Annotated in this window: 17 protein-coding genes; 9 read left to right on the plus strand and 8 right to left on the minus strand. The window is 62.4% G+C overall.

What is annotated here, in order from left to right; translation table 11 throughout:
* Positions 1-124: 124 nt before the first annotated feature.
* Together ABEG21_RS15680 and ABEG21_RS15685 are read right to left on the minus strand one after the other, a co-directional pair.
* Positions 125-748: a thiamine phosphate synthase gene (locus ABEG21_RS15680; RefSeq protein WP_347557576.1), complete on the minus strand. Its 624-nt coding sequence runs from the start codon at positions 746-748 to the stop codon at positions 125-127.
* Positions 749-900: 152 nt separating this feature from the next.
* On the minus strand, positions 901-2,100 hold the full coding sequence (locus tag ABEG21_RS15685; RefSeq protein ID WP_347557577.1) for an MBL fold metallo-hydrolase: 1,200 nt from the start codon (positions 2,098-2,100) through the stop codon (positions 901-903).
* 117 nt (positions 2,101-2,217) lie between these two features.
* Between ABEG21_RS15685 and ABEG21_RS15690 the strand changes: the two genes are divergently transcribed.
* Positions 2,218-2,895, plus strand: coding sequence for a TetR/AcrR family transcriptional regulator (locus ABEG21_RS15690; protein ID WP_347557578.1), 678 nt, complete (start codon positions 2,218-2,220; stop codon positions 2,893-2,895).
* A 28-nt stretch (positions 2,896-2,923) separates the two neighbouring features.
* On the opposite strand, the gene ABEG21_RS15695 is transcribed toward ABEG21_RS15690, so the two are convergent.
* The 3 genes from ABEG21_RS15695 to ABEG21_RS15705 all read right to left on the minus strand — a co-directional run bounded on the left by ABEG21_RS15695 (position 2,924) and on the right by ABEG21_RS15705 (position 6,316).
* Positions 2,924-3,787: a phytanoyl-CoA dioxygenase family protein gene (locus tag ABEG21_RS15695; RefSeq protein ID WP_347557579.1), complete on the minus strand. Its 864-nt coding sequence runs from the start codon at positions 3,785-3,787 to the stop codon at positions 2,924-2,926.
* 106 nt (positions 3,788-3,893) lie between these two features.
* Positions 3,894-4,727: an ABC transporter substrate-binding protein gene (locus ABEG21_RS15700; RefSeq protein WP_347557580.1), complete on the minus strand. Its 834-nt coding sequence runs from the start codon at positions 4,725-4,727 to the stop codon at positions 3,894-3,896.
* A 68-nt stretch (positions 4,728-4,795) separates the two neighbouring features.
* The gene (locus ABEG21_RS15705) at positions 4,796-6,316 is read right to left on the minus strand and encodes an amino acid ABC transporter permease/ATP-binding protein (protein WP_347557581.1); all 1,521 of its coding nucleotides are present in this window, start codon (positions 6,314-6,316) and stop codon (positions 4,796-4,798) included.
* A 346-nt stretch (positions 6,317-6,662) separates the two neighbouring features.
* Between ABEG21_RS15705 and ABEG21_RS15710 the strand changes: the two genes are divergently transcribed.
* From ABEG21_RS15710 to ABEG21_RS15745, 8 genes are all read left to right on the plus strand, one after another.
* Complete coding sequence (locus tag ABEG21_RS15710) at positions 6,663-7,589, plus strand: LysR family transcriptional regulator (protein WP_347557582.1); 927 nt, start codon at positions 6,663-6,665, stop codon at positions 7,587-7,589.
* Between the two features lie 145 nt (positions 7,590-7,734).
* Positions 7,735-8,040: a DUF4148 domain-containing protein gene (locus tag ABEG21_RS15715; protein ID WP_347557583.1), complete on the plus strand. Its 306-nt coding sequence runs from the start codon at positions 7,735-7,737 to the stop codon at positions 8,038-8,040.
* 81 nt (positions 8,041-8,121) lie between these two features.
* Complete coding sequence (locus ABEG21_RS15720) at positions 8,122-10,386, plus strand: FUSC family protein (protein ID WP_347557584.1); 2,265 nt, start codon at positions 8,122-8,124, stop codon at positions 10,384-10,386.
* Positions 10,387-10,517: 131 nt separating this feature from the next.
* On the plus strand, positions 10,518-11,195 hold the full coding sequence (locus ABEG21_RS15725) for a hypothetical protein (RefSeq protein ID WP_347557585.1): 678 nt from the start codon (positions 10,518-10,520) through the stop codon (positions 11,193-11,195).
* On the plus strand, positions 11,192-11,806 hold the full coding sequence (locus tag ABEG21_RS15730; protein ID WP_347557586.1) for a hypothetical protein: 615 nt from the start codon (positions 11,192-11,194) through the stop codon (positions 11,804-11,806). The genes ABEG21_RS15725 and ABEG21_RS15730 overlap by 4 nt, the downstream gene beginning before the upstream one ends.
* 235 nt (positions 11,807-12,041) lie before the next feature.
* Positions 12,042-12,581, plus strand: coding sequence for a sugar dehydrogenase complex small subunit (locus ABEG21_RS15735; RefSeq protein ID WP_347557587.1), 540 nt, complete (start codon positions 12,042-12,044; stop codon positions 12,579-12,581).
* A 77-nt stretch (positions 12,582-12,658) separates the two neighbouring features.
* Positions 12,659-14,290: a GMC family oxidoreductase gene (locus ABEG21_RS15740; protein ID WP_347557588.1), complete on the plus strand. Its 1,632-nt coding sequence runs from the start codon at positions 12,659-12,661 to the stop codon at positions 14,288-14,290.
* Positions 14,291-14,301: 11 nt separating this feature from the next.
* Positions 14,302-15,828, plus strand: coding sequence for a cytochrome c (locus tag ABEG21_RS15745; protein WP_347557589.1), 1,527 nt, complete (start codon positions 14,302-14,304; stop codon positions 15,826-15,828).
* Between the two features lie 73 nt (positions 15,829-15,901).
* Here ABEG21_RS15745 and ABEG21_RS15750 read toward each other — a convergent pair whose 3' ends face one another.
* The 3 genes from ABEG21_RS15750 to ABEG21_RS15760 all read right to left on the minus strand — a co-directional run bounded on the left by ABEG21_RS15750 (position 15,902) and on the right by ABEG21_RS15760 (position 22,012).
* The gene (locus tag ABEG21_RS15750) at positions 15,902-19,258 is read right to left on the minus strand and encodes a molybdopterin-dependent oxidoreductase (RefSeq protein WP_347557590.1); all 3,357 of its coding nucleotides are present in this window, start codon (positions 19,256-19,258) and stop codon (positions 15,902-15,904) included.
* 149 nt (positions 19,259-19,407) lie between these two features.
* The gene (locus ABEG21_RS15755) at positions 19,408-20,418 is read right to left on the minus strand and encodes an Ldh family oxidoreductase (RefSeq protein WP_347557591.1); all 1,011 of its coding nucleotides are present in this window, start codon (positions 20,416-20,418) and stop codon (positions 19,408-19,410) included.
* Positions 20,419-20,563: 145 nt separating this feature from the next.
* Complete coding sequence (locus ABEG21_RS15760) at positions 20,564-22,012, minus strand: TIGR00366 family protein (protein WP_347558047.1); 1,449 nt, start codon at positions 22,010-22,012, stop codon at positions 20,564-20,566.
* Positions 22,013-22,046 lie beyond the last annotated feature (34 nt).

A 22,046-nucleotide genomic window follows, 5' to 3' on the forward strand; every position in this document is an offset into this window, starting at 1 on the left:
TCGACCAAATCATCCGAGAGCTTTAATGCGATCGCGATGTTGAACATACAGGCGTTAATTCGAGTCGGATGGCATCGCAAAATGATCCAAAAACCACCTTCCGGCAATAAGGAGCGGCGGCCCCTCAGGAAATCACATCTTCGCCCCAAAAGGCGCGGATTGCCGCGATGCCTCGCGCGCCTGCCTGCTGCGCCTCCGCCAATGATTCGATGCGCATTCCCCCCAACGCGTAGACCGGAACTGATGTCAGCGCAACGAGCGTGCTGAATCGCGACCAGCCCAAGGGGATCGCGTTCGAATGGGTTTTGGTCGGCAAGACCGGGGAGACCGTCAACAGATCCACGCCGAGCTGCGTGGCATGCCGTATTTGCGTTTCATCGTGACAGGCCGCCGACACCAGAAAGTCCGCCGGCAGAGGACGTTGCGTGCATGCCATCAGACGCGTGCTGGTCAAGTGAACCCCGTCCGCGTGCAACGACAGCGCCAGCTCAGGCGCCGCATTCAGCAACAACCGCGCGCCATGTCGATGACAACACCGCAGCACGTCGGTCGCGAGCCGCCGATACGCTTGCGCGTCCAGCGTCCTTGCTCGCAGTTGTACCAAGGTGATACCGCGCGCGAGCGCCGCCTCCAATGCTGCGAGATAGAAAGAATGCGTGCTGGAAACCGAGCCGGACAGCAGTGCGTTCGACGTCGGTTCGGGCGTGACGAGATAGTGAGGCGGCAACACAAAGGGCGAAGTCGTCATGACAATCCGATCAGATTGCGAGGGGGTGGCTGACTCGGAATCTACCCTATTTTCCCCTCTCGGCGTAAGCGATCGCGCGACGCGAATAAAGGCCGTGTCGTCCGGCCCTTTCCTCATCGCGCCTCTGCTGCCGAACGCCCGTTACCGCGTTTTCACGCGCCCTGCGAACAGCGCTTCAAAAACCGCGGACGCGCGGCGGCCTGACCGGCGTTCGATGCCACCGTCGTCGCCGCACTCCACCACGACGCACCGGTCCCCGGCACCTCCAGATCGAGCCGCTCGCCGATAGGCGGTGTCGACAACACAACGCCCCGCGCCTGCGCCAAGGCACTGACACGCTCGAACGGCTCTTGCCAGCGATGCATCGCCAGATCGAAAGTGCCATTGTGAATCGGCACCATGCAACGACCGCGCAAATCGATATGCGCCTGCACCGTTTCTTCCGGCTGCATATGCACGTAAGGCCAGCGCTTGTCGTAGGCGCCCGTTTCCATCATCGTCACATCGAACGGCCCGAGGCGCTCGCCGATTTCCTTGAAGCCGTCGAAATAGCCGGTATCGCCACTGAAGAAAAAGCGCTTCGCGCCATCGACGATGACCCACGAGGCCCACAAGGTGCTATTGCCATCGAGCAGACTGCGTCCCGAGAAATGCTGCGCGGGCGTCGCCGTGAACGCAATGCCGTCGACGACCGTCCCCTGCCACCAATCGAACTGCTGCACCTTGGCCGGATCGATGCCCCATTCGATCAAGCGATCGCCCACCCCCAGCGGCGTCAGGAACACGCCGGTCTTTTCCGCCAGCGCGCACACCGTTTCGCGATCCAGGTGATCGTAATGATCATGCGACAGAATCACCGCGCGCAGCGGCGGCAGTTCGTCGAGCGCGATCGGCGGCGCGTGGAAGCGCTTCGGGCCCATCCGCTTGAACGGCGATGCCCGCTCGGCAAATACCGGGTCCGTCAACCAGAACGCCCCGCGCAGCTTGAACAGCAGTGTCGAATGGCCCAGCCGATACAGACTGAGATCGGGCGCGGCATCCAGGTTCGCACGAGAAAGCGCCTTCACCGGAATGCCGCCGGAACCGTCATCCGGACGGGTATCGCGGGGCTTGTTGAACAGCATGTCCCAGATAATGCCGAGCGTTTTGACGAATGTTTCCGCCGGGCGGGGCTTCACATTGCGGAAGCGCTTGCCATCGTGCTGCCGCGACCGCCCGAACCACCGCTGGCCGCGACGAGCGGCCGTCGATCCCAGGATCGACGACAAACCGCCCGACGACGCCGGCGACACGTCCTGTCGTGCCGTGTCACGTGCTTGCGTCGCCGTCTCGTTTTCCGATGCCCTCTCCATGCCCGCGCTCCTCGACCTTCCCGTGAGAGGTCTTTGAATGTACACTACTCGGTGTAGTTTATCGACAGTGTATCGCGCCCCTTCCGAAAGGTAAACTGCGCGGTGTAGAATTCGCGCATGAAAGAACTGCCCTCCTCTTCCCTCCCCGGATCGTCATCGCGTTTGACGGACCGAAAGCGCGCCGCGATCATCGAGGCGGCGATCGATGCATTCTTGGAAGCCGGCTTCGACGCCACGAGCATGGATCGCATCGCCGCGCTCGCCGGGGTCTCCAAACGCACGGTCTACAACCACTTCGACAGCAAGGAAGCGCTGTTCGCGGCAATCCTGCACCAGTTGTGGGAGACCAGCGAGGGTGACAGCAAGGCGGCCTTCCAGAACGACGAAGCACTACATCCGCAATTGCGTCGCGTGCTGCAGAACAAACTGCGGCTGTTGAACAACACGTCGTTTCTCTCGCTGGCGCGGGTCGCCGTCGCGGCCGGCATTCATTCGCCGGAACGGGCGCGCGACATGATTGCGCGGCTGGGCGAGCGGGAAGAAGATCTGACGATCTGGATCCGCACGGCGAGCGCCGCGGGCCGCCTGCAGATCGACGATATCCCATTTGCATCGCAGCAGTTGCAATGGCTGGTCAAGGGCTTTGCATTCTGGCCCCAGGTGACGATGGGCCAGCCGCCGCTGTCGGAAGACGAACAACTGCGGGTCGCCGATGCCTCCGCCGAGATGTTTCTCGCGCGGTACGCGCGCGACACGCGCGATGTTTCGGCTGACGCGGCGCGGCGAGACGCGTAAGCCGTTCGCGCGGCAGTGCGGCGGCGCGTCAGGACATCGTTGCCGCAGCTTGCTGTTCGAAGAAAGAAGCGCCTTTCGGGTGCTCGGGCAGACTGAGTTGAAACGGCACCGAGCGCACACGGCCGGTGGCGGTGCCGCGAACCACCATGCCTTCGAAGCGGCTCGGAATCGGATTGGCACAGATCGGCACCGCATCCTCGGCGGAATATACCGAGATGAACAAGGTGCGCGGTGCCGTCGATAGATTCGCTTCCGACGAATGCAGCAAACGCGTGTGCATCAGGCACACTGCGCCCGCTTTGCCTGTGCACTGCACGCCCTGTGCGGCGAATGTCCGCGCGGTTTCTTCCGCGACGGCGCCGGTGAACTTGCCATCGCGCCACAGATCGTGAATCGGCCCGATATGGCTGCCCGGCACCACCGTCAGCGGCCCGTTCTCCGCGGTCACCTCGTCGACCATCAACAACGCCGTTACCAGGTCGTCGTTGGTATGCGGCGTAAAGGGGAAATCCTGGTGCCAGTTGACCTTGGTCGCGGCACCCGGCATTTTAGAATTGACCTTGCTGTGATGGTATTTCACATTCGGGCCGATCAAGTCGGCAATGGCATCGACCATGGCCGAATCGCGCATTGCTTCCATATAGGCCGGCGAAATTTCCACCGGCGAATTCACGCGGCGCAGCGCCGGGCGTGCCGCGCTATGCCCGGGCTCGACGCTGAAGCGCGCACGGCCGTCCATCGTTTCCCCGAATGCGCCCGCGTGCTCCCGGCTTTGCGCAACCCAACGCTCGAACTCCGCTTTCAAGCGCGCCAGCAGCGCCTCGCCGACGACGTTGTCCACGACGAGATAGCCATTCTGGTGGAAAAAAGATTTCTGCGATTCGGTCAACATGATTGCTCTATCCTAAAAACGCGGCGGTGCCGTGCGCGCCCCGCTCACCGTGCGCCCCGCTACGGTTCGATCGATCAATCGATCCGACTAAGCAGGGCGCCATGCGTTATTGCTTCGGCATCAGCGAGGCGATATCGTCCGCGGTCGGCGCTTCGAAGTTGTACTTCTTCAGCAAGGCGGCATAGGCTGGCGTCTTCTTGAATTTCTCGATACCGGCGAGCAGGGCCTTCTTGTCGGCGCCGTCGCCCTTCTTGATACCAAAGCCGTTCAACACCGGATAGATCAGCGTGTTCGACGAAATCACCACGCGGCTGCCCAGCTTCTGAATCACACCGCGTGCAACCGCGGCGTCGGTGATCTGTGCGTCCACCGCGTGCGACAACAGTGCCTGTGTCGTCTGCGGATCCGTGACGAATTCACTGATGGCGATCGGTTGCAGTCCCTTCTTGACGCAGTAATCGTCCGACAGCTGATGCATCTGTTTCAGCCAGACCGTCCCGCCCATCGACCCCAGCTTATGGCCGCAGAGGTCTTCCGGGACCTTCGGCTGGAAGCTGGCGCCCTTCAGCGCCAACAACGACTCGCCACTCTTCAGATAAGGCACCATGTCGATGACCTTCATCCGCTCGGCGGTGATGTACATCGACGAATTCAACACATCGAACTTCCCTGCCTGCAAGCCCAGGATCAGATTGGGAAATCGTGTATCGATATTCTCCGCCTTCAGCCCCATCGCTTTCGCTACGCCGTCCATGAACTCGATGTCGAAACCGGCGGGATGGTCCTTATCCATGTATTCGTAGGGGAAGAAGGTCATGTCGGATCCGACGATGAGCTTCCCCGCCTGTTGAAACGCGAACGACGACATCGAACTCATCGCCAACGTGCAACCCAACGCGGCCAGGGCGATACGGCGGTTGATAACGCGCAGCAGACTCATGGATATTCCTATTGCAGTGGGAGAGGGAAGGTAAAAACGGCTTTACAACTTGTCGTCACAGGCCACGATCACGCCAGCATGACGTCTTTCAGGAACGCCTCCATTCGCGGATTCGACCCATTACGCAGCGCGGCGGGCGCGTCGTCGCAGATCACACGGCCTTTCTCCATGAAGACGATGCGGTCGGACACCTTGAAGGCGAAATTCATTTCATGCGTGACGATGACCATCGTCGTGCCCTCCAACGCGAGCGTCTCGATCACTTGGAGTACTTCGCTGACCTTTTCCGGGTCGAGGGCCGAGGTCGGCTCGTCGAACAACATGATCTGCGGTCGCATCATCAACGCCCGCGCGATCGCGATGCGCTGCTGCTGGCCGCCCGACAACTGATGCGGATATTTCCACGCATGCTCCAACATGCCCACTTTGTGCAGCAGCGCATAGGCGTCATGTTTCAGCGCGTCCTCGGCACCGAGGCGGTGATAGCGCGGAGCGAGCAGCAGATTGTTCAGCACGCTCAGATGCGGAAACAGATTGAAGCTCTGAAACACCATGCCAATTCTGAGACGATGCTCCACATGTTCGACGATGCGCGGCTTCTGCGTGCCCTGCCGGCTTAAATGGATAAATGGCTGGCCGTTGATCTGGATCTCGCCGTTATCGATCTGCTCCAAGCCATTGAGCAGGCGAATCAACGTGGTCTTGCCGGAGCCCGACGGTCCGATCACGGAGACGACCTCTCCCGGCTCGACCTGCAGATTGACTGCGCCCAGTACCTCGACATTGTTATAGGCCTTGTGCAGACGCGACGCCTGCAATGCAGGCCCCTGGCCGACCGCGATTTGACGCGCGGCCACGGCTCGGGGCCGGGTCGCCAATGCCAGAATGGCGGCATCGGGCTGACGATCGACTTTCCGCTGCGTCACGTCCAGCATCTTTTCCGCACGTTTCAGGATGAAATCGAAGACGGTGACGATGACGACATAGTAGAAAGCCACGGCGACCATCGTCTCCATCACCAGGAAGTTCTGGGAATAGAGGCGTTGTCCGACCATCAGAATCTCCGTCAAGGAGATGACCGATACCAGCGAACTCAGTTTGACGATCGAAATATATTCGTTGGTCAACGCCGGCAACGCGACGCGCAGCGCTTGCGGGATGACGATCCGCCACTGAATCCCGACGAAGCGCAGCCCGAGCGCCTGTGCTGCTTCACGCTGTCCCTTATTGATCGACAGCAGCCCGCCGCGATGAATCTCCGCGACATACGCCGTCTCGCAAATCACCAGGGCAATCAAACCGGCCCAGAACGGATTGCCCAGCACCACCGAAAGCGCCGGGGCGGCCTGCGGCAGGTTATAGACGAAGATCAGCAAGACCAGGAGCGGGATACTCCGAAAAAGCCAGATATAGAAGCGCGCCGGAAGGCTCAGAATTTTGCGCGGCGACTGCTGCGCGAGTGCAACCAGGAAGCCGAGCCCGATACTGATGACCCAGGTGAGGACGCTAAGCTTGATGACGGTCCACGTTGCCAGCCAGAAGTCCACATCGCTAAGGAGGCTTAGCAGGTATTTCCAATCGAATGTCATCGTCGCATGTTCCGGCAGGGAAATTCTGTTTGCGGAAAGCGAAATTTCCGGTACGTCAATAGATGGCTAAACTATCAATACAAATTTGTCGACGAAGAATATTTTTCGGATGCCTTGACTAGGAAATTCCTATGGGGGATCGCGACGGGATTCTCGATGGGGTCGCCGGCTCGACCTGGCTCGTCTCATAAATGCCACAGCCGGAAACGGCGTGTTACCGGCGTCCCTTTGATTCTGATTCTGCACACGCCATACTCCGACCTTGAAACGGCCAGGGCGCGCGCCTAGCGCGAGCGCGACGCGCCAGTGACGCCTCCCCCGCGACAGGAAAGCAAACCGTAAGAATATGGATACCTTGGAGAATATGCGGATCTTCGTCCGTGTCGTCGAAGCAGGAAGCTTCACGGCCGCGGCGCAGTCGCTGAACGTCAATACGTCCCTGGTATCCCGTGCCGTCGCCGATCTCGAACGGCATCTTCGCGCGCGCCTGTTGGAGCGCACCACCCGCAAGTTGGCATTGACGCATGCGGGCGATCGCTACCTGCTGCGCTGCCAGCAGCTGTTGGCCGATCTCGAACGGGCCGAGGAGGAAGCGAGCAACGCCTCCGATTCACCGCGTGGCACCTTGCGGCTCTTCAGCTTCGTGAGTCTGGGACAGCACTACGTCGTGCCGGCCATTCGCGCCTATCGCGAACGCTATCCCGAAATAAAAGTCGAGCTGACGCAGCTGCAACACACACCGGATCTGTATAACGGCAGCGTCGATGTGGCGCTGGTCGCCGCGGCGTCGTTACCGGACTCTGACATCATCTCGCACGACATGGGACTGACCTTCAACGTGCTGTGCGCGTCGCCCGACTATCTGGCGCAATACGGGACGCCGCGCACGCCGGACGCGCTTCCGAGCCATCGATGCCTGCTGTTGAAGACGCCGGAATTCCGCGCCTCGCAGTGGCGCCTGGAGCGTGAAGGCGAAGCCGTGTCGCTGGAGATCGACGGCATCGTGCAGATCAACGTCGCCGAGTCGATGGCGAGCGCGCTGGAGAGTGGCATGGGTATCGGCATGCTGCCGATCTACTCCGCGATGCCGGCACTGACGCGTGGCACCTTGGTGCGCGTGCTGCCCGAATACACGTTGCAGCCGATGCATGTGTATGCGATGTATGCGTCCCGGCAATATGTCGATGCCAAGACGCGGACCTGGATCGACTTTCTGCGCGCCTGGCTTCCCGCGAGGATTCAGGATACCGCGCGCGACCTCGCCCGGTTTTGATCCACGGCAAGGATTGTTGCAAGGCGCAGAAGAGTCCTTCCCCATCTGCCTGGCTAATTCCGGGACGTGACAGGCCTATCATTCGTTTATCGGCTTGCTGCAAGGGCTTGCAGTACCGAAACACGGAAATTGAAGGCGCTTCATCATGAAAGGTTCTTTAAAGGCGATCGTTGTCGCCGCCACATTGGCCGCCCCGATCATCACTTTTGCGCAGACCGCAACGCCGCTCACGCGCACCCAGGTGCAAGCGCAACTCCGCGCATTGCGCAGCGTCGGGTACGACCCGGCCAACGTCTCGAATAACTACCCGGCCGACATTCAAGCAGCCGAGGCCAAACTGGCCGACCGCCAAGCCGCCAGCAGCATGGGCAGCGATGTCGGCGGCAGCAGTGCATCGGGGTACCGGCCGCCGGTTTCGCGCCTCAAATCGGAATCGACGTACAGCCATTGAGATCGCGCCTTGGCGTAATAGACCGTTGATGCATAAGAGGGCGGGGAGACAGCGTAGACGCCGCTGCCTCCCCGCCCTCTTATGCGTCGCTCGGAACACCCGGACGTCCCGCAACGTGCCATCGGCAGACATGGCGCGCAACCCCTCCCCGTGATGCGCAACTGGATTTTTTCGGCGAAGACGTTTTCCGCCGCGATGCTCGCTCTCTATATCGCGTTCTACTTCGACCTGCCGCGTCCGTATTGGGCAATGGCAACCGTGTATATCGTGTCGAACCCCTTCGTCGGCGCGACCCGCAGCAAGGCACTGTATCGCGCCATCGGCACGGCGCTCGGCGCCGTTGCCGCCGTCATCCTGGTGCCCATGCTGATCGATACGCCCCTGCTTCTCAGCGCGGCCGTCGCGCTGTGGTTTGCCGCGTTTCTCTACCTCGCCATTTCGACACGGGCGGCGCGCGCCTATGTCTTCATGCTCGCCAGCTACACGTTGCCGATCGTTGCCTTCAGCGCCGTCGACGATCCCGGCGCCGTCTTCGATATCGCCGTCTCGCGCGTCGAGGAGATCCTGCTCGGCATCACCTGCTCGAGCGTCATCGGCAGCGTCGTGTTTCCGAATCGACTGGCGCCCACCGTGGGCGATCGCAACGAAGCCTGGTTTGCCACCGCGAGACATTTCGTCGCACGCACGCTGCATGGGGATCAACTCGATCCCACCTTGGCGGCCGGCCGCCGCAGCATGGCGCTTCATATCCGCGGCATGGAGACGCTGCTCAGCCAACTCGCCTACGACCATGTCAGCCCGCAAACCTTGCGCTATGCGATGGCGCTGCAGGGCCGCATGCAGTTGCTGATGCCCCTGGCGTCGTCGCTCGGCGATAGCCTGCAAGGGCTGCGACAGGCCATCCGTCGCGATGCAGATGCCGACACCAACAGCGTCGGGCCCAGCGCCTCGGGCGACGAGGCGGCGTTCAAGCGGGATCCGCTCGCGCTCGTGCATCCGGCGCTGCCGGCTTTGCTGCAGTCGTTCGAAGCATGGTTCGGTCAGCCCGTCTCTTATCGCGAGGAAAGTCGGCGCGGCGATACCGGGAACGATCCGGCAGTGCTGGCCCTGCTCGCCACCATCGCACGCCTCGAGCCCCCCGTCGATATCGACACAGACGCTGCGTCGGCGGGAGAAGACTATGCGTGGAACGACGCGCTGCTGTCACTCGCCCTATGGCGCCTGCGCAATCTGATCGAGATCTGGCAGGACTGCAAACGCCTGCAGACCGTGATTCATTTCGGCGAAGGCACATGGCATCCGCGGTATCGGCACGTTCAAGTGGGCACGCAGAAGCACTATCTGGATCACGCCGGTGCCCTCTTCTCCGCGCTGTCGGCCGCGACGGTCGTGTTCGCTTCCACCTGCGTCTGGATCTTCACGGGCTGGGCGGACGGCGCGTCGGCGGTGTCGCTCGGTGCGGTGGGATTGGGGCTGTTCGTCGCCAGCGATCAGCCGGCATCGATGATCATGACCTACTTCACCAGCGCCTGCGGTGCGGTGCTGCTCGCCGCCGCGTATTACTTCGTCATCTTGCCGAGCGTCCATGACTTCGCGATGCTGGTGATGTTCTTCGCGCTGGTCTTCATTCCGCTCGGACTGTTCATGACGCGGCCGAAAGTGGCGCTGACGACGACGCTTATCGCCTTCATGACGGCGCTAACGCTCGGCATCAACGACAGCTATAGCAACAACGTCGCGGTGTTTTTCGACAGCAATATCGCGAGCTGCGCGGGGATCCTGTTCGCGTCGCTGGCGATCGCCGTGATGCGCCCGTTCGGCGCCCGATTCATGTCGGCCCGACTGATACAGGCGAGCTGGCGCGACATCGCGCGGCGGGGTGCTCCGATGGACCTGCGTGCGCAACGGCATTTCCACGGCCGTCTGCTAGACCGACTGGTGCAACTGATACCGCGCACCGCCGAGGGCCGCGCCGGCGCGCAGGAAGAAGTCGACGCGCTACGCGATATGCGGATCGGCCTCAACGCCGTCGCCTTGCGTCGGCGCGCGCTTCGTCATGAAGGCGCCTTGCGGCGCAATCTGCATCAGATCGTCGACAGCGTCGGCGCGCACTTCCAACGGCGCCTGGACCGCGGCGAGCGGGCACCCGACGATCTGCGCCTGTCGACCTTGATCGAGATCACGGTCACGCGCGTCGTCCACTCAGCGGTGCTGACATCGAAACAGCGGATCGATATCGTGCACTCGCTGGTCGGACTGCATCTCTCCCTTTTCCCCGATGCCCACGCACGGCCCGCGACGGCGCCGACCGCCGTCGCGCGATCGACCGACGCCAGAACGGACTGAGGACCCACTGAGGACGCACTCGGCACATTCGCCGGATATCGGGCATTCTAGACAGTAACAATGCCTGTCGCCGACGCTGCGGCAAAGCGTCGGGCACAATAAAGCAGATATCCAGAGGGAGACAATGCGCCGTGAATATCGCTGACCGCTCCGTTGGCGCCTTGCCCCGCCACGCCCGCCGATCTCACACCGCTGTCTGGCTTGCGACCCTGAGCCTGTTGCCCTTGGCATTGAGTGGCTGCGGGTCCTTGTTCGACGAGGGGGCAGCCGCCGGCGCCGGCGTCATCGGCGCGACTGTCGCCAGTAAGCTGAGCGCGAGCGCGGCGGTGACCTCCGGCATCGGCCTCGGTGCGCTGGCCGCTGCGCAGTCCGGCGCGAAGTATGTCGAAAAACGCGCGCATCAACGCGAACAGGACACGATCGCCGAGCGCGCCGGCGCGCTCGCGGCAGGACAGGTCGCGGACTGGAAGTTCGATCCCAAAATCAAGCTGGAGCCGGAGGAACACGGCCATGTGACCGTCAGCCGCGTCATCGCGGCGGGTGCGCTGGAATGCAAGGAGATCGTCTTCTCGGTCGATACCATCATCAAGCATGTCCACACCACGCCGATTACCGCGTCGACCCAGAGCCCGCTGACCAGCGATGCGTGGCAGCCGGAGCGCGATACGCACCAGGCGCCGCGCGACATCGTCACGTATAAGGAACAGCCGATCAGCGCCTTCTATGTCGCCACCATCTGCCGCGACGGTGCCACATGGAAATGGGCCAGCGCCGAACCCGCCACCGAGCGGTGGGGAGCACTGCAGTGAGGTCCCCGGTCTTGCCATTTTCGCTGGGGCCGATGTTATCCCTTGGGATCGCGGTGTCGATGCTCGCCGGCTGTCAATCGTTCGGCGGCTATGCCGGTGCGGTCGGCGGCGTGGCCGCCGCGGGTGCCAGTGCCAATCCGGCCGTGGGTATCGGCGTCGGTATCGCGATTCGCGCCGGCAGCGATGCCCTTCTCGATACGATCTTCCGACGCATGCAGCGCGGCGAGCAGGATCGGATAGCCGCGCAGGCCGCGAGCCTGCTGGTGGGCCAAACCGCCGCCTGGGAGGCGAAGCAGGTTTGGCCGCTTCCCAGCGAAGAGGGCAATATGCAAGTGGTCGCCGATATCGACAACGCGCTGAGTCCCTGCCGCGTCGTGCTGTTCTCGGTATTGACCAAGAAGCAACGCCAGGCCGCGGCGGGAGTTGCCGCGAGCGCGGCGGCCGCGCCGGCGAAGCCGGGAAGCGGAGCCGACGCCGCATCCAAGGCAGCGGAGACAACCGAGACAGCCTCTATTCAGTGGTTCCAGACTTCCGTCTGTCGTCGCTCGGACGGCCAATGGAAATGGGCGCAGGCAGAGCCGGCCACGGAGCGCTGGGGTAATCTGCAGTGACAGGCTTGCGCGTCGCGGGCCGCCGCGGCGCGTCGCCCCCTGGCCTGCCCGCTTGCCCGCTTGCCTCCGCATCGGACCGCGCGGCGATTGTTGTTTTGCCGACAATAATAAAATGCCTGTTAGTTGCTTTATGCTGTATTCTCGGCGATGCGCGACGCCGGCGTGCGACATTTGCGCCTGCTGAAATATTTCTATGGCACTATCGCGCACCGTTGCCACTAAGAATCTCAGAAAGATGTTACTAGCGCGCCGCAAGCTTCTTATCGGGGGCGTCGCAGCCGTCGGCACCTACGTTGCCGTATCGGGACTGCCTGCTCTGGCCCTGCCGGAATCGGCCACTGCTGCATCGGGAACGCTCGGCACCTCTGCCGCGATCGATGCGCAGTTCATGCGCCTTTCGTCGCTGCTGATCGATCATCAGCTCGATAGCGGCGTGGGTGCGCGCATCGCGGCATTCGCGCTGCAAGCGCATGCGGATTTGCCGAAGATGATGGACGGCATCGTCGCCATCGCGCAGCAAAAGAACGCCACCACCGTCGAGGGATTCTTCGACGATATCCCCGATGGCGCAATGAAGGATCTGGCGCACTGGATCATCGCGGCGTGGTATTCGGGGTCGTCGTCGGCGAAGCATGATGCCGAGGTCTTCACCTACGAACTCGCGCTGACCTATCAGGTCACGAAGGACGTCACCCAGATCCCGTCATACGGGCTTTCCGGTCCCAACGCCTGGACGCGTCCGAACGCACCCCTGGCCGACATGCCGCATTTCTAAAAATCGACATGACGACGCGGATGCCGCCGCCCGCTTCCGGGGCCACGGCATCGCGTTCGCAATAACTTTCATTCCCCATGCCTAACAAAGAGAGTGCCGACGTCGTCATCGTCGGAACCGGCGTCGTCGGCGTCACGGTCGCCGAGCAATTGCTCGATGCCGGCGCATCGGTGCTGATGCTGGAAGCCGGTCCCCGCGTATCGCGCGGCGAGATCGTCGAGAATTTCCGCAACCTGCCGCTGTCGCTGAAGGGCGATCCGTCGTCCTGCTATCCGCCTGCAAAATGGGCGCCGCATCCCATGTGGGCGCACGAGGATCCGCACGACCATTATCTGCAGCTCGACGGCGTCGACAGTTATGGCCAGACGTATATCCGCTACGCGGGCGGCTCGACTTGGCACTGGGCCGGTACCTGCTGGCGCCTGACGCCGGAGGACATGCGTCTGCACTCGAATTTCGGCGTGGGTCGCGATTGGGCATTCGACTATCAGACGCTGGAGCCGTTCTATACCCGCGTCGAGCATCATCTGGGCATCTGCGGTCCGTCGGATCCGGCACTGCAATGGCCGCCGCTGCGCTCGGCGCCCTATCCGATGCCGGCACTGCCTTTCGGTCCGGGCGAACAACGCTTCACCGATATCGCAAAAAGCCTCGGCTACAACAATATTCCGACGGCACAGGCACGCAATAGCGGCACGTCGTATGACGATCGTCCGGCTTGCTGCGCCAACAACAACTGCGTGCCGGTCTGCCCCGTCGCCGCGAAGTACGACGCGTCGACCGCGCTCGCGCGCCTGGAAGCCAAGGGCGCGACGATCCTCTGCAACGCAGTGGCTTACCGCGTCGAGACGAACAGCAAGAACCAGATCGAAGCGGTGCATTACTTCGATCAAAACAAGCAAAGCCATCGCGTCACAGGCAAGCGCTTCGTGATCGCCTGCAACGGCATCGAAACACCGAAGCTGCTGTTGATGTCGAAGGACGACCGCAATCCGCACGGACTGGCGAACAGCTCCGATCAAGTCGGTCGCAATATGATGGACCATCCGCAGTTGACGATGACGCTGACCCTGCAGGATCCGTTCTGGTCCGGCGTCGGCCCGGTGGTCAACAGCGGCATCATGGAAACCTCGCAGGGTGCGTTCCGCTCGGAGCACGCCGGGGCATATTTCCGCTTCAACAATTTCAGCCGGAACCGCTTCGTCACGTTCGGCGCCTTGAAGAAAGGACTCGTCGGGAAGGCGTTGGATGCGGAAATCCGTCGCCTGTCCGCGTGTACCGTCGACATCGTGCTGGCACACGAGATCCTGCCGGATCCGAACAATCGCCTGACGCTGTCGGACAAGAAGGATTGGCTTGGCCTGCCGCGCCCCGCCGTGCATTACGACGTGGGCGACTACGTGCGCAAGTCGGCCGATACGTATTCGATTCCGATCGCGAAGAAGTTCGCCGCGGCGATGGGCGCGACCGACATGAAGCTGGCGTCGAAGTTTGCGCAAAGCAAGCACATCATGGGCGGCACCATCATGGGCAATGACGCCGCCAACTCGGTGGTCGACGCCGACTGCCGCGCGCATGATCACGATAATTTGTGGTTGCCGGGCGGTGCCGCGATGCCGAGCACGGCCTGCGGCAACAGCACCATCACGATGACGGCCCTGGCCTTCAAGGCCGCCGACGCCATCGTCAGCCAGACGCGGGGGGCCTGATGCGATTTCATATGACTTCCCTGGCGCGCGCGCTGCGCGCCGCTTCCGCGTCGATGTTGCTGAGCGGCGCGGTCGTCGCGTCGGCGCAGGCAGCGGACACGCCCTCGGCAACCGCCGCCGCGACGCCGGCGAGCAGCACCGTCGCCGACACCGCCGCGCCGCAAAACGGCCGCTTCTCGCCGAGCCTCGTCGAGCAAGGGCATTACCTCGCAACGGCGTCGGACTGCATCGCCTGCCATACCGTGGCGGGTGGCAAGCCGATGGCCGGTGGCCTGGCGATCGCCTCACCCGTCGGCACGATCGTCGCGTCGAACATCACGCCGTCGACGACCAACGGCATCGGTAACTATACGGAGCAGCAATTCGCCGATGCGCTGCGCAAGGGCGTACGCGCCGATGGTGCGAACCTGTACCCGGCGATGCCCTACACCGCCTACGCGACGCTGAGCGACGACGACATCCACGCGCTATACGCCTACTTCATGCAAGGCGTGGCCCCAGTCGATCAGCCGACGGCGCGGACGCATCTGCCCTTCCCGATGAACATCCGGATGTCGATGAAATTCTGGAATGCGCTGTTCCTGAACGACAAGCCGTATGTCGCCGATCCGCATCAATCGGAACAATGGAATCGCGGCCGCTACCTGGTGGACGGCGCGGCGCACTGCAGCACCTGCCACACGCCCCGCGGTGTGTTGATGCAGGAAAAGCTCGACCTGTCGATGGCCGGCGCGCAGGTGGGCCCGTGGTACGCACCGAACATCACGCCCGATGCCGCGCACGGCATCGGCACGTGGTCACAGGCGGATCTGGTCACCTACCTGAAGACCGGTCGTCTGCCGGGCAAGGCGCAAGCAGCGGGCAGCATGGCGGAGGCGATCACGCATAGCTTCCGTTACCTGAACGACGCCGACGTCAACGCGATCGCCGTCTATATGAAGAGCATCCCCGCCATCGGTTCCAACGGCAGTGAGGATGCAATACAAGGCGCCGCCGCAACCTCGCGTTTCGATCAGGGCAAGCCGTCCAACGCACTGCCGGCTTTCCGCGGCAAGGGCTTCGAGGCGGGTATGGCCGGCGACACCCGTGGCGCCGTGGTATTTTCGGCGAACTGCGCCTCCTGCCACGGTTATAACGGGCAAGGGTCGAGCGACGGCTATTACCCGAGCCTGTTCAACAACTCGGCCACGGCCGGCGCGAACCCGAACAATCTGCTGGCAACCATCCTGTATGGCGTCGATCGGGAAACGGCGAGCGGTCATGTATTCATGCCGTCGTTCGGCAGTCAGCCTGGCGCCGTTGCGAATCTGAGCAACGACGACGTGGCGGCGCTGGCCAACTACCTGCTGTCCCACTACGGCAATGCGACGCAGAAGGTCGCGGCCGCCGATGTCGAGGTGATCCGGCAAGGCGGACCGCGCTCGAATCTGCTGACGCTCGCGCGCGTTGGCATCGGCGCGGGGGTCGCGGTGGTATTGATCGTGATCGTCCTGCTGGGCATCCGGTCGAGACGCAAGTCGGCGCAAGCACGCCGCTAACGTATCGCGCTGTTGGGAATGCCGTCGCGTAACAAGGCATTCCCAACATGAAAACGGCTTGCGACAGGCGCTATCACGCGTCTATTTCGAGATCCGATGCGGGAATGGCCTGACAGGCCAGAATCGTTCCGGCATCCTCCGGCGCCTCTCCATGCAAGTGCAAGGCCCGTCCCGCTTTTAGCGGTACGGCGCAACTCTCGCACTGCCCCACCCGGCATCCATTCGGCAGCGCAATGCCGCTGTCCTCGGCAAGCGACAGCAATGTGCCCGATGCCGCGGTCCATTGCACGGTCCGACCCGATCTTAAAAAGCGCACCGTATACGTCGCATCGCCGCTGACCTTTTTCGGTGGCGAGACGAATTGCTCGTGAAAGATATCGAAGTTCGGCACGCCCCGCGCAAGTAATCCCGCACGCACCGCATCCATCATCGGACCGGGTCCGCACATATAGATCCGCGCGCGTGCCGCAATCTGCGCGTCGCTGACGACCGCATCGCTGATGCGTCCCGCACGCCCATACCGGTCTCCCGGTAGCGGCGCGTCGTAATGATCGATTACCGTCAGCGACGGCAATTGCGCCGCCAAGGCGGCCAGTCGTTCCCGAAATGCATGCGAGACGCTGTTTCGGTTTGCGTAGTGCAAGACGATCTCAGGCACGTTGCCGCCCAGACGCAGCACCGTTTCCAGTTGGCTGATAAAGGGCGTTATGCCGATGCCCCCTGCGATGAAAATGACCGGCTGCGCCGATTCGAGCGGCAACGTGAAGCGCCCGGATGGCGCCTGCAATGCCACGACGTCGCCCAGCGCCAGCTCCCGATGCAAATGCCCCGACATCGCCCCGGTCCATCCGTCGCCTTTTTGATGACGTACGGCGATACTGTAGCGTCGACGTCCCGGGAGAATCGCCGCGCCCGTCAGAGAATAGGCGCGAAGCAAGGGTTCGCGTGACGCGTCCCGCTCGATTCGAATCGCGACATGTTGGCCGGGGAGAAAATCGGGCAGGCCCCCCTGATCCACCGGTTCGAAATGGATACCCAACACGCCGTCGGCCAAGGGTTCGAGACGCGCCACGGTAAAAGGTCGCCAGCCGGTCCATCGTCGCGTCGCGATATCGAAATCCGGATCACGGATCACCTCGCAGCGAAAGGAACGCAGCGGGACCGAACCGCTGATCGGATCGGCATGCTCCGAGGAAATCAAGCCGTTGTAATGGCTATTGTCCGCGCCGTCTAGCGCATAACCCGGCGCACCGATTTCGGGACAAGCCTGCCACCAGCCGAACTCGCCCACGACGGCATCGGCTTGCATATCGGCCTTCAATTGCGCGGTGAATCGCGCCTGTCCATTGCGCGTCCTGATCATGACCGGGTCACCGTCTTCGATCCCCCGCGCCTGCGCCGTCACGGGCGACATTTCAACCATCGGGCGCAGCGCGCGCTTTCTGAGCGATACGATGCCGCGATGCTGGCTGTGACAGAAATAGCCGTTCTTCGCCGACGACAGGACGAGCGGATATCGTCGACCGCCTGCGTCGATCGCTTCCGCAGGCGGGATGAACGTCGGTAGCGCGGGCTGTCCGTGCCGGTGTAGCAACGCGGAATACAGCTCCACGCGTGCGGTTTCCGTGTCGAACGCGGTCGATTCGTAGAGGTGGTGCCGCTCGGGAAGCGGCAGATCGATGCCGCCCGGCAGATCGCGCAATTGCTCAACGCGCATACCGGTAGGCGCCAACATGTGGTTCCAGCCTGCCTCCAGGCTGCCGCCGAAAAAGTCCTCCGCCATGCCCAGACGCCGCGCCAATTCGAAGACGATGTCGTAGTCGGCGCGCGCTTCGCCCTGCGGCGCCACGATGCGCGGTCGCAATTGCACCCGTTGCTGCGACGCGGCGTTCAGATCGAACCCGACCCGCAGCCCCTCTCTTTCCCACGGCGTTCCTACCGGCAGCAGGATGTCGGCATATTTCGCTGTCGGCGTCTCGAAAAGATCGCAATGGACGTGGAATTCGAGCGCGCGCAGCGCGCTTTCGCCCAGGCGAATATCGGCCTGCGACGAGAGGATATTTGATCCAAACCCGAACATCGCGCGCACCGGGTAAGGCGCACCGTGCAGGATCGCGTGATAGGTATCTCGGGCGGTGACCCATCCCTGAGAGGGCGGCCCGATCGGGCGTTCCGTGATACCGAGCGCCTTTTCCCGTTGTATAGCGGAGAGCTGTGAAAATTCGGTGATCGGGTTGGTCGGATGCTTTGGATAAAGACGGTTGCCGCCCACTCCATCGAATGCGCCGGTCAAGGCATAGAGCACGGCGATGGCACGCTCGGTTTGCGTCGCATTCGTATGCTGCCCCACGCCGGACCACGCGTGATACGCCACGCGCTTCGCCGCGGCGATCAGATCGGCCGCGCGCAGGATCGTGTCGGATGACACGCCAGTCAACCGCGCGACGGTCTCCGGATCGTATGACGATGTCTCGCGCGCCAGCAATTCGAAGCCGGGATGGCAACGTACGGGCCCTGATGTCGTATCGATCAGAAACGACCCGCGCAGGGCCACGTCGTCATCGATGTCGGGTGTGGCCGATGCCCCATCCCACATCAAGACGCGATTGGTCGGCGCATCCGCATCCAGATCCTGTTCGCGTAGAAAGGCGCCGTTGTCCTCGCGCACGAGAACCGGACCGTTGGTCCATCGTCGTACGAAGCGCGCATCGAAGCGGCCGGAGGCAATCAACAGATGGATCAAGCCGAGCGCCAGCGCACCGTCGGTTCCGGGCCGGACGTCGAGCCAGACGTCTGCCTGCTGGGCCAGTGCGGTGCGTCGCGGATCGACCACCATCAGACGCGCGCCCTTGCGGCGGCCGCGACCGCCTGCATCCGCTTGCGCCAACCACGTCGACGTCGGGTTATGACCCCATAGCATGACGAGATCGGCGTTCTCGACATCCGGGCTCGGCATGCCGCAACCGAACGTGAATGCGTGCGCGAAATCCTTATGCCAATTGCAGATCTCGGTCGCGTAACAAATATTGGGACTGCCGTAGAGGCGGATAAAACGCTCGACCCAGTCGATGCTATCCGAGAGTGGCGTACCGCTGGGCGTCGTTACGCCGAATACCACCGCTTCCGCACCGCTCTCGCGGCGAATCGTATCGAGCTTGCCGGCAACGACATCGAGCGCCTCGTCCCAGGATATTCGTACCCAGCCCGGATCGTCCGCGCCCTTCGGGTTTGTGCGACGCATCGGGAATCGGATGCGATGCGGGCTGTAGACCAGCTCCGGTGCCGCGCGTCCTTTCATGCACATCGCGCTTCCGGTGGGATGGTCAAAGTCCGGGCGCACGCTGACGAACCGGCCGTCCTGCACCGTGTTGATCGTGCCGCATCGGGAACGGCACAACGTGCAGTACCCTTTGATTTCTACTGTCGCCATCGTCGACTCACATCCTCGTCATGCCTCCAAGGCATCGTAGAGGGACGTTGCATCGAAGAGAAACGCTTTTTGAATGAAAATAGATATAGCTTGCCTCTATACCTGCGAGCGCCGCGATGCCGGTCATCGCGGACTCCGCATGGGGCGCGTTACATCAACGCCAAGACATCGTCGTATAAAGCTTGCGGAATGTCGACGCCGGACACGATGCTTCGGGCACGCGCTTCGAAGCGGCGCTGCGACGGCAACCTTGCCCCTTGCGAGACGATCCCGTCGAACAGTTTCTCCGCGCGGGTGTTGTCGTCACGCCAGTTCGGACCGCCGAACATGGCCGGATCGAAGGCCATGATGAATTCGCCGTGGCAAGGCGCCGTTCCCGGGTGCTGGTCGAATGCTTGCGATTCCGAACTCATGAAATCGCCGATAAGCGGACCGGCAAGCAGCTCGATCATCGCCGACAATGCCGACCCCTTATGTCCGCCGAATGTCCGCATGGCGCCGTTCAGCGCCGCTGTCGGATCATCGGTCGGCTGGCCGCTGGCGTCGACCGCCCAATCGAGCGGAATCTTGCTCCCCGAGCGTCGATGCAATTCGATCTCGCCGCGCGCGACGGCGCTCGTGGCGAAATCGAATACAAACGGATGGGCACCGGGTCTGGGCCAGGCGAACGCAAACGGATTCGTCCCAAAAATCGGTTTGATGCCGCCGGCCGGGGCGACCCAGCTATGGCTCGGCGTCATGGCAATGGCGGCAAGCCCTTGCTCGGCGAGCGCTTCGACCTCGGGCCACAGGGCGGAAAAATGGAAGCAATGATTGATCGCCAGCGAGGCAATGCCAATCGCCTTGGTTTTCTCGATTAACTTACTGCTGCCCAACTCGAAAGCCAGCGGAGAAAATCCCCATCCGGCATCCACCTTCACGATCGCCGGCGACACGTCTTGCACCACCGGCTGAACCGCCAGCGCAACCTTGCCATTTCGCAGCGTGTTGACGCAGGTGATCAAGCGGTACACGCCGTGCGAATGGCATTCGTCGCGCTGACCGGCAACGATGACTTTCGCGATCGCGGTGGCATGGTCCATGGCAAGCCCATTGGCCGTCAGCACCGCGATGGATAGCGTATGGACCTCTTCAAGCGATAAACGTACTGTATGACTCACACCCGATTCCTTTCAAATTGAACGACGTTCACGCGATCTCTCAGCCCGCATAGCGATACGGCCGTCGGCATGCACCTTTTAACGATGCGTCGTTCCCGACGGCCGCCTCACGTGAAGCACGCTGGCGCGATGCCCGGCGCGACGATCAATGGGGGATGACCGGCGCCACGTACTGCAAGGTAAATCCCAACGCCCAGAGCAAGAATATGACGACGGGGATATGCACCAGACACTGCAGCGCCGTGAAACCGACGATGTCCTTGGCGCGCAAGCCCAGCACGCCCAGAAGCGGCAACATCCAGAACGGATTCAGCAGGTTCGGCAGCGCTTCCGCGGAGTTGTAGACCTGCACCGCCCAGCCGAGGTGCACATGCAGATCGTTGGCTGCTTGCATCACATAGGGCGCCTCCAGCAGCCACTTACCGCCGCCGGAAGGAATGAAGAAGCCCAGCACGGCCGAGTAGATGCTGATCACCGCGGCAAACGAATGCGTACTGCTGATGCTGACGAACGCATGCGCCAGAACCGTCGCCAGCGAGTTGCCGCCAAAGCCGATGGCACCGGTCATGATCGCCGCGATACCGCCATAAAAAGGGAACTGAATCAGCACGCCGGACGTTGCCGGTATGGCACCCACGGCGGCATCGAGAAAACTTCTCGGACGCCAGTGCAGCAACAATCCCAACAGCAACATCACGAAGTTGTACGTATTCAAATTCGAGATTGCAAGAAGGAAATTCTTGCCGGCGAACTCCTGAATCAGCCAACCGGCTCCCAACGCAACAATCAGAATCGTCAAGATCGGACTGTATTCCAACCATTCTCCCGGGCGGGTCCGCTTCGGCAGCGTCTTCGGCGCCACCGACACATCCACGCCGAGATCCTGCGCCGTTACCGCGCTGTGCTCCGACGGCGACGACCAGAACGCGATGGCGGTCGAGAGCACGATCAACACCAGCGCCAAAGCGCCGGATTGCCACAGGAAGATGGTTTCAGCAAACGGAATAACGCCGGTGATACTCAAAATGGACTTTGGCAGCGAACTGGCGTTTGCCTGCAACTGCGCCGCCGCGGAGCTGATGCCCAGGCCCCAAATGCAGCCCAGGCCGAGGTAGGCCGCGGCGCCGGCAGCGCGATAGTCCATCCGGATATCGGTGCGACGTGCGATCTCGCGCGCGAGCAAGCCGCTGAACACCAAACTCACGGCCCAATTGAGCAGGGAGATGCACATCGTCAACAGCGCAATGAAGGCTACCGCCGATCTGCCGCTTTTCGGGATACGTGCCATCAGGGTGATGAGGCGGCCAGCCGGCGGCGAGCGCGCGATGATATACCCGGTCACGGCGATCATCGCCTGCTGCAAGGTAAAGGCGATCAAACTCCAGAAGCCGTCGCCAAAGGACTTCGCCACCGCTTTTACCGGTGCGCCATTGAACAGCGCGGCCGCAGCGACGATGACCACCGCCAGCGCAACGAACACGAACGCATCAGGGAACCAGCGCTCTGCCCACGCGGCAAATCGCATCGCCAATCGCGCAAGCCAACTTTCCCTCCGCGTGTCCGGCAACGCTCGGATTCCCCTCCCCGCCTGCATCCTTTTCATTCTGATCGCCCCGAAGCTGTTTGGT

The organism is Robbsia sp. KACC 23696, assembly GCF_039852015.1.
Classification (GTDB): Bacteria; Pseudomonadota; Gammaproteobacteria; order Burkholderiales; family Burkholderiaceae; genus Robbsia.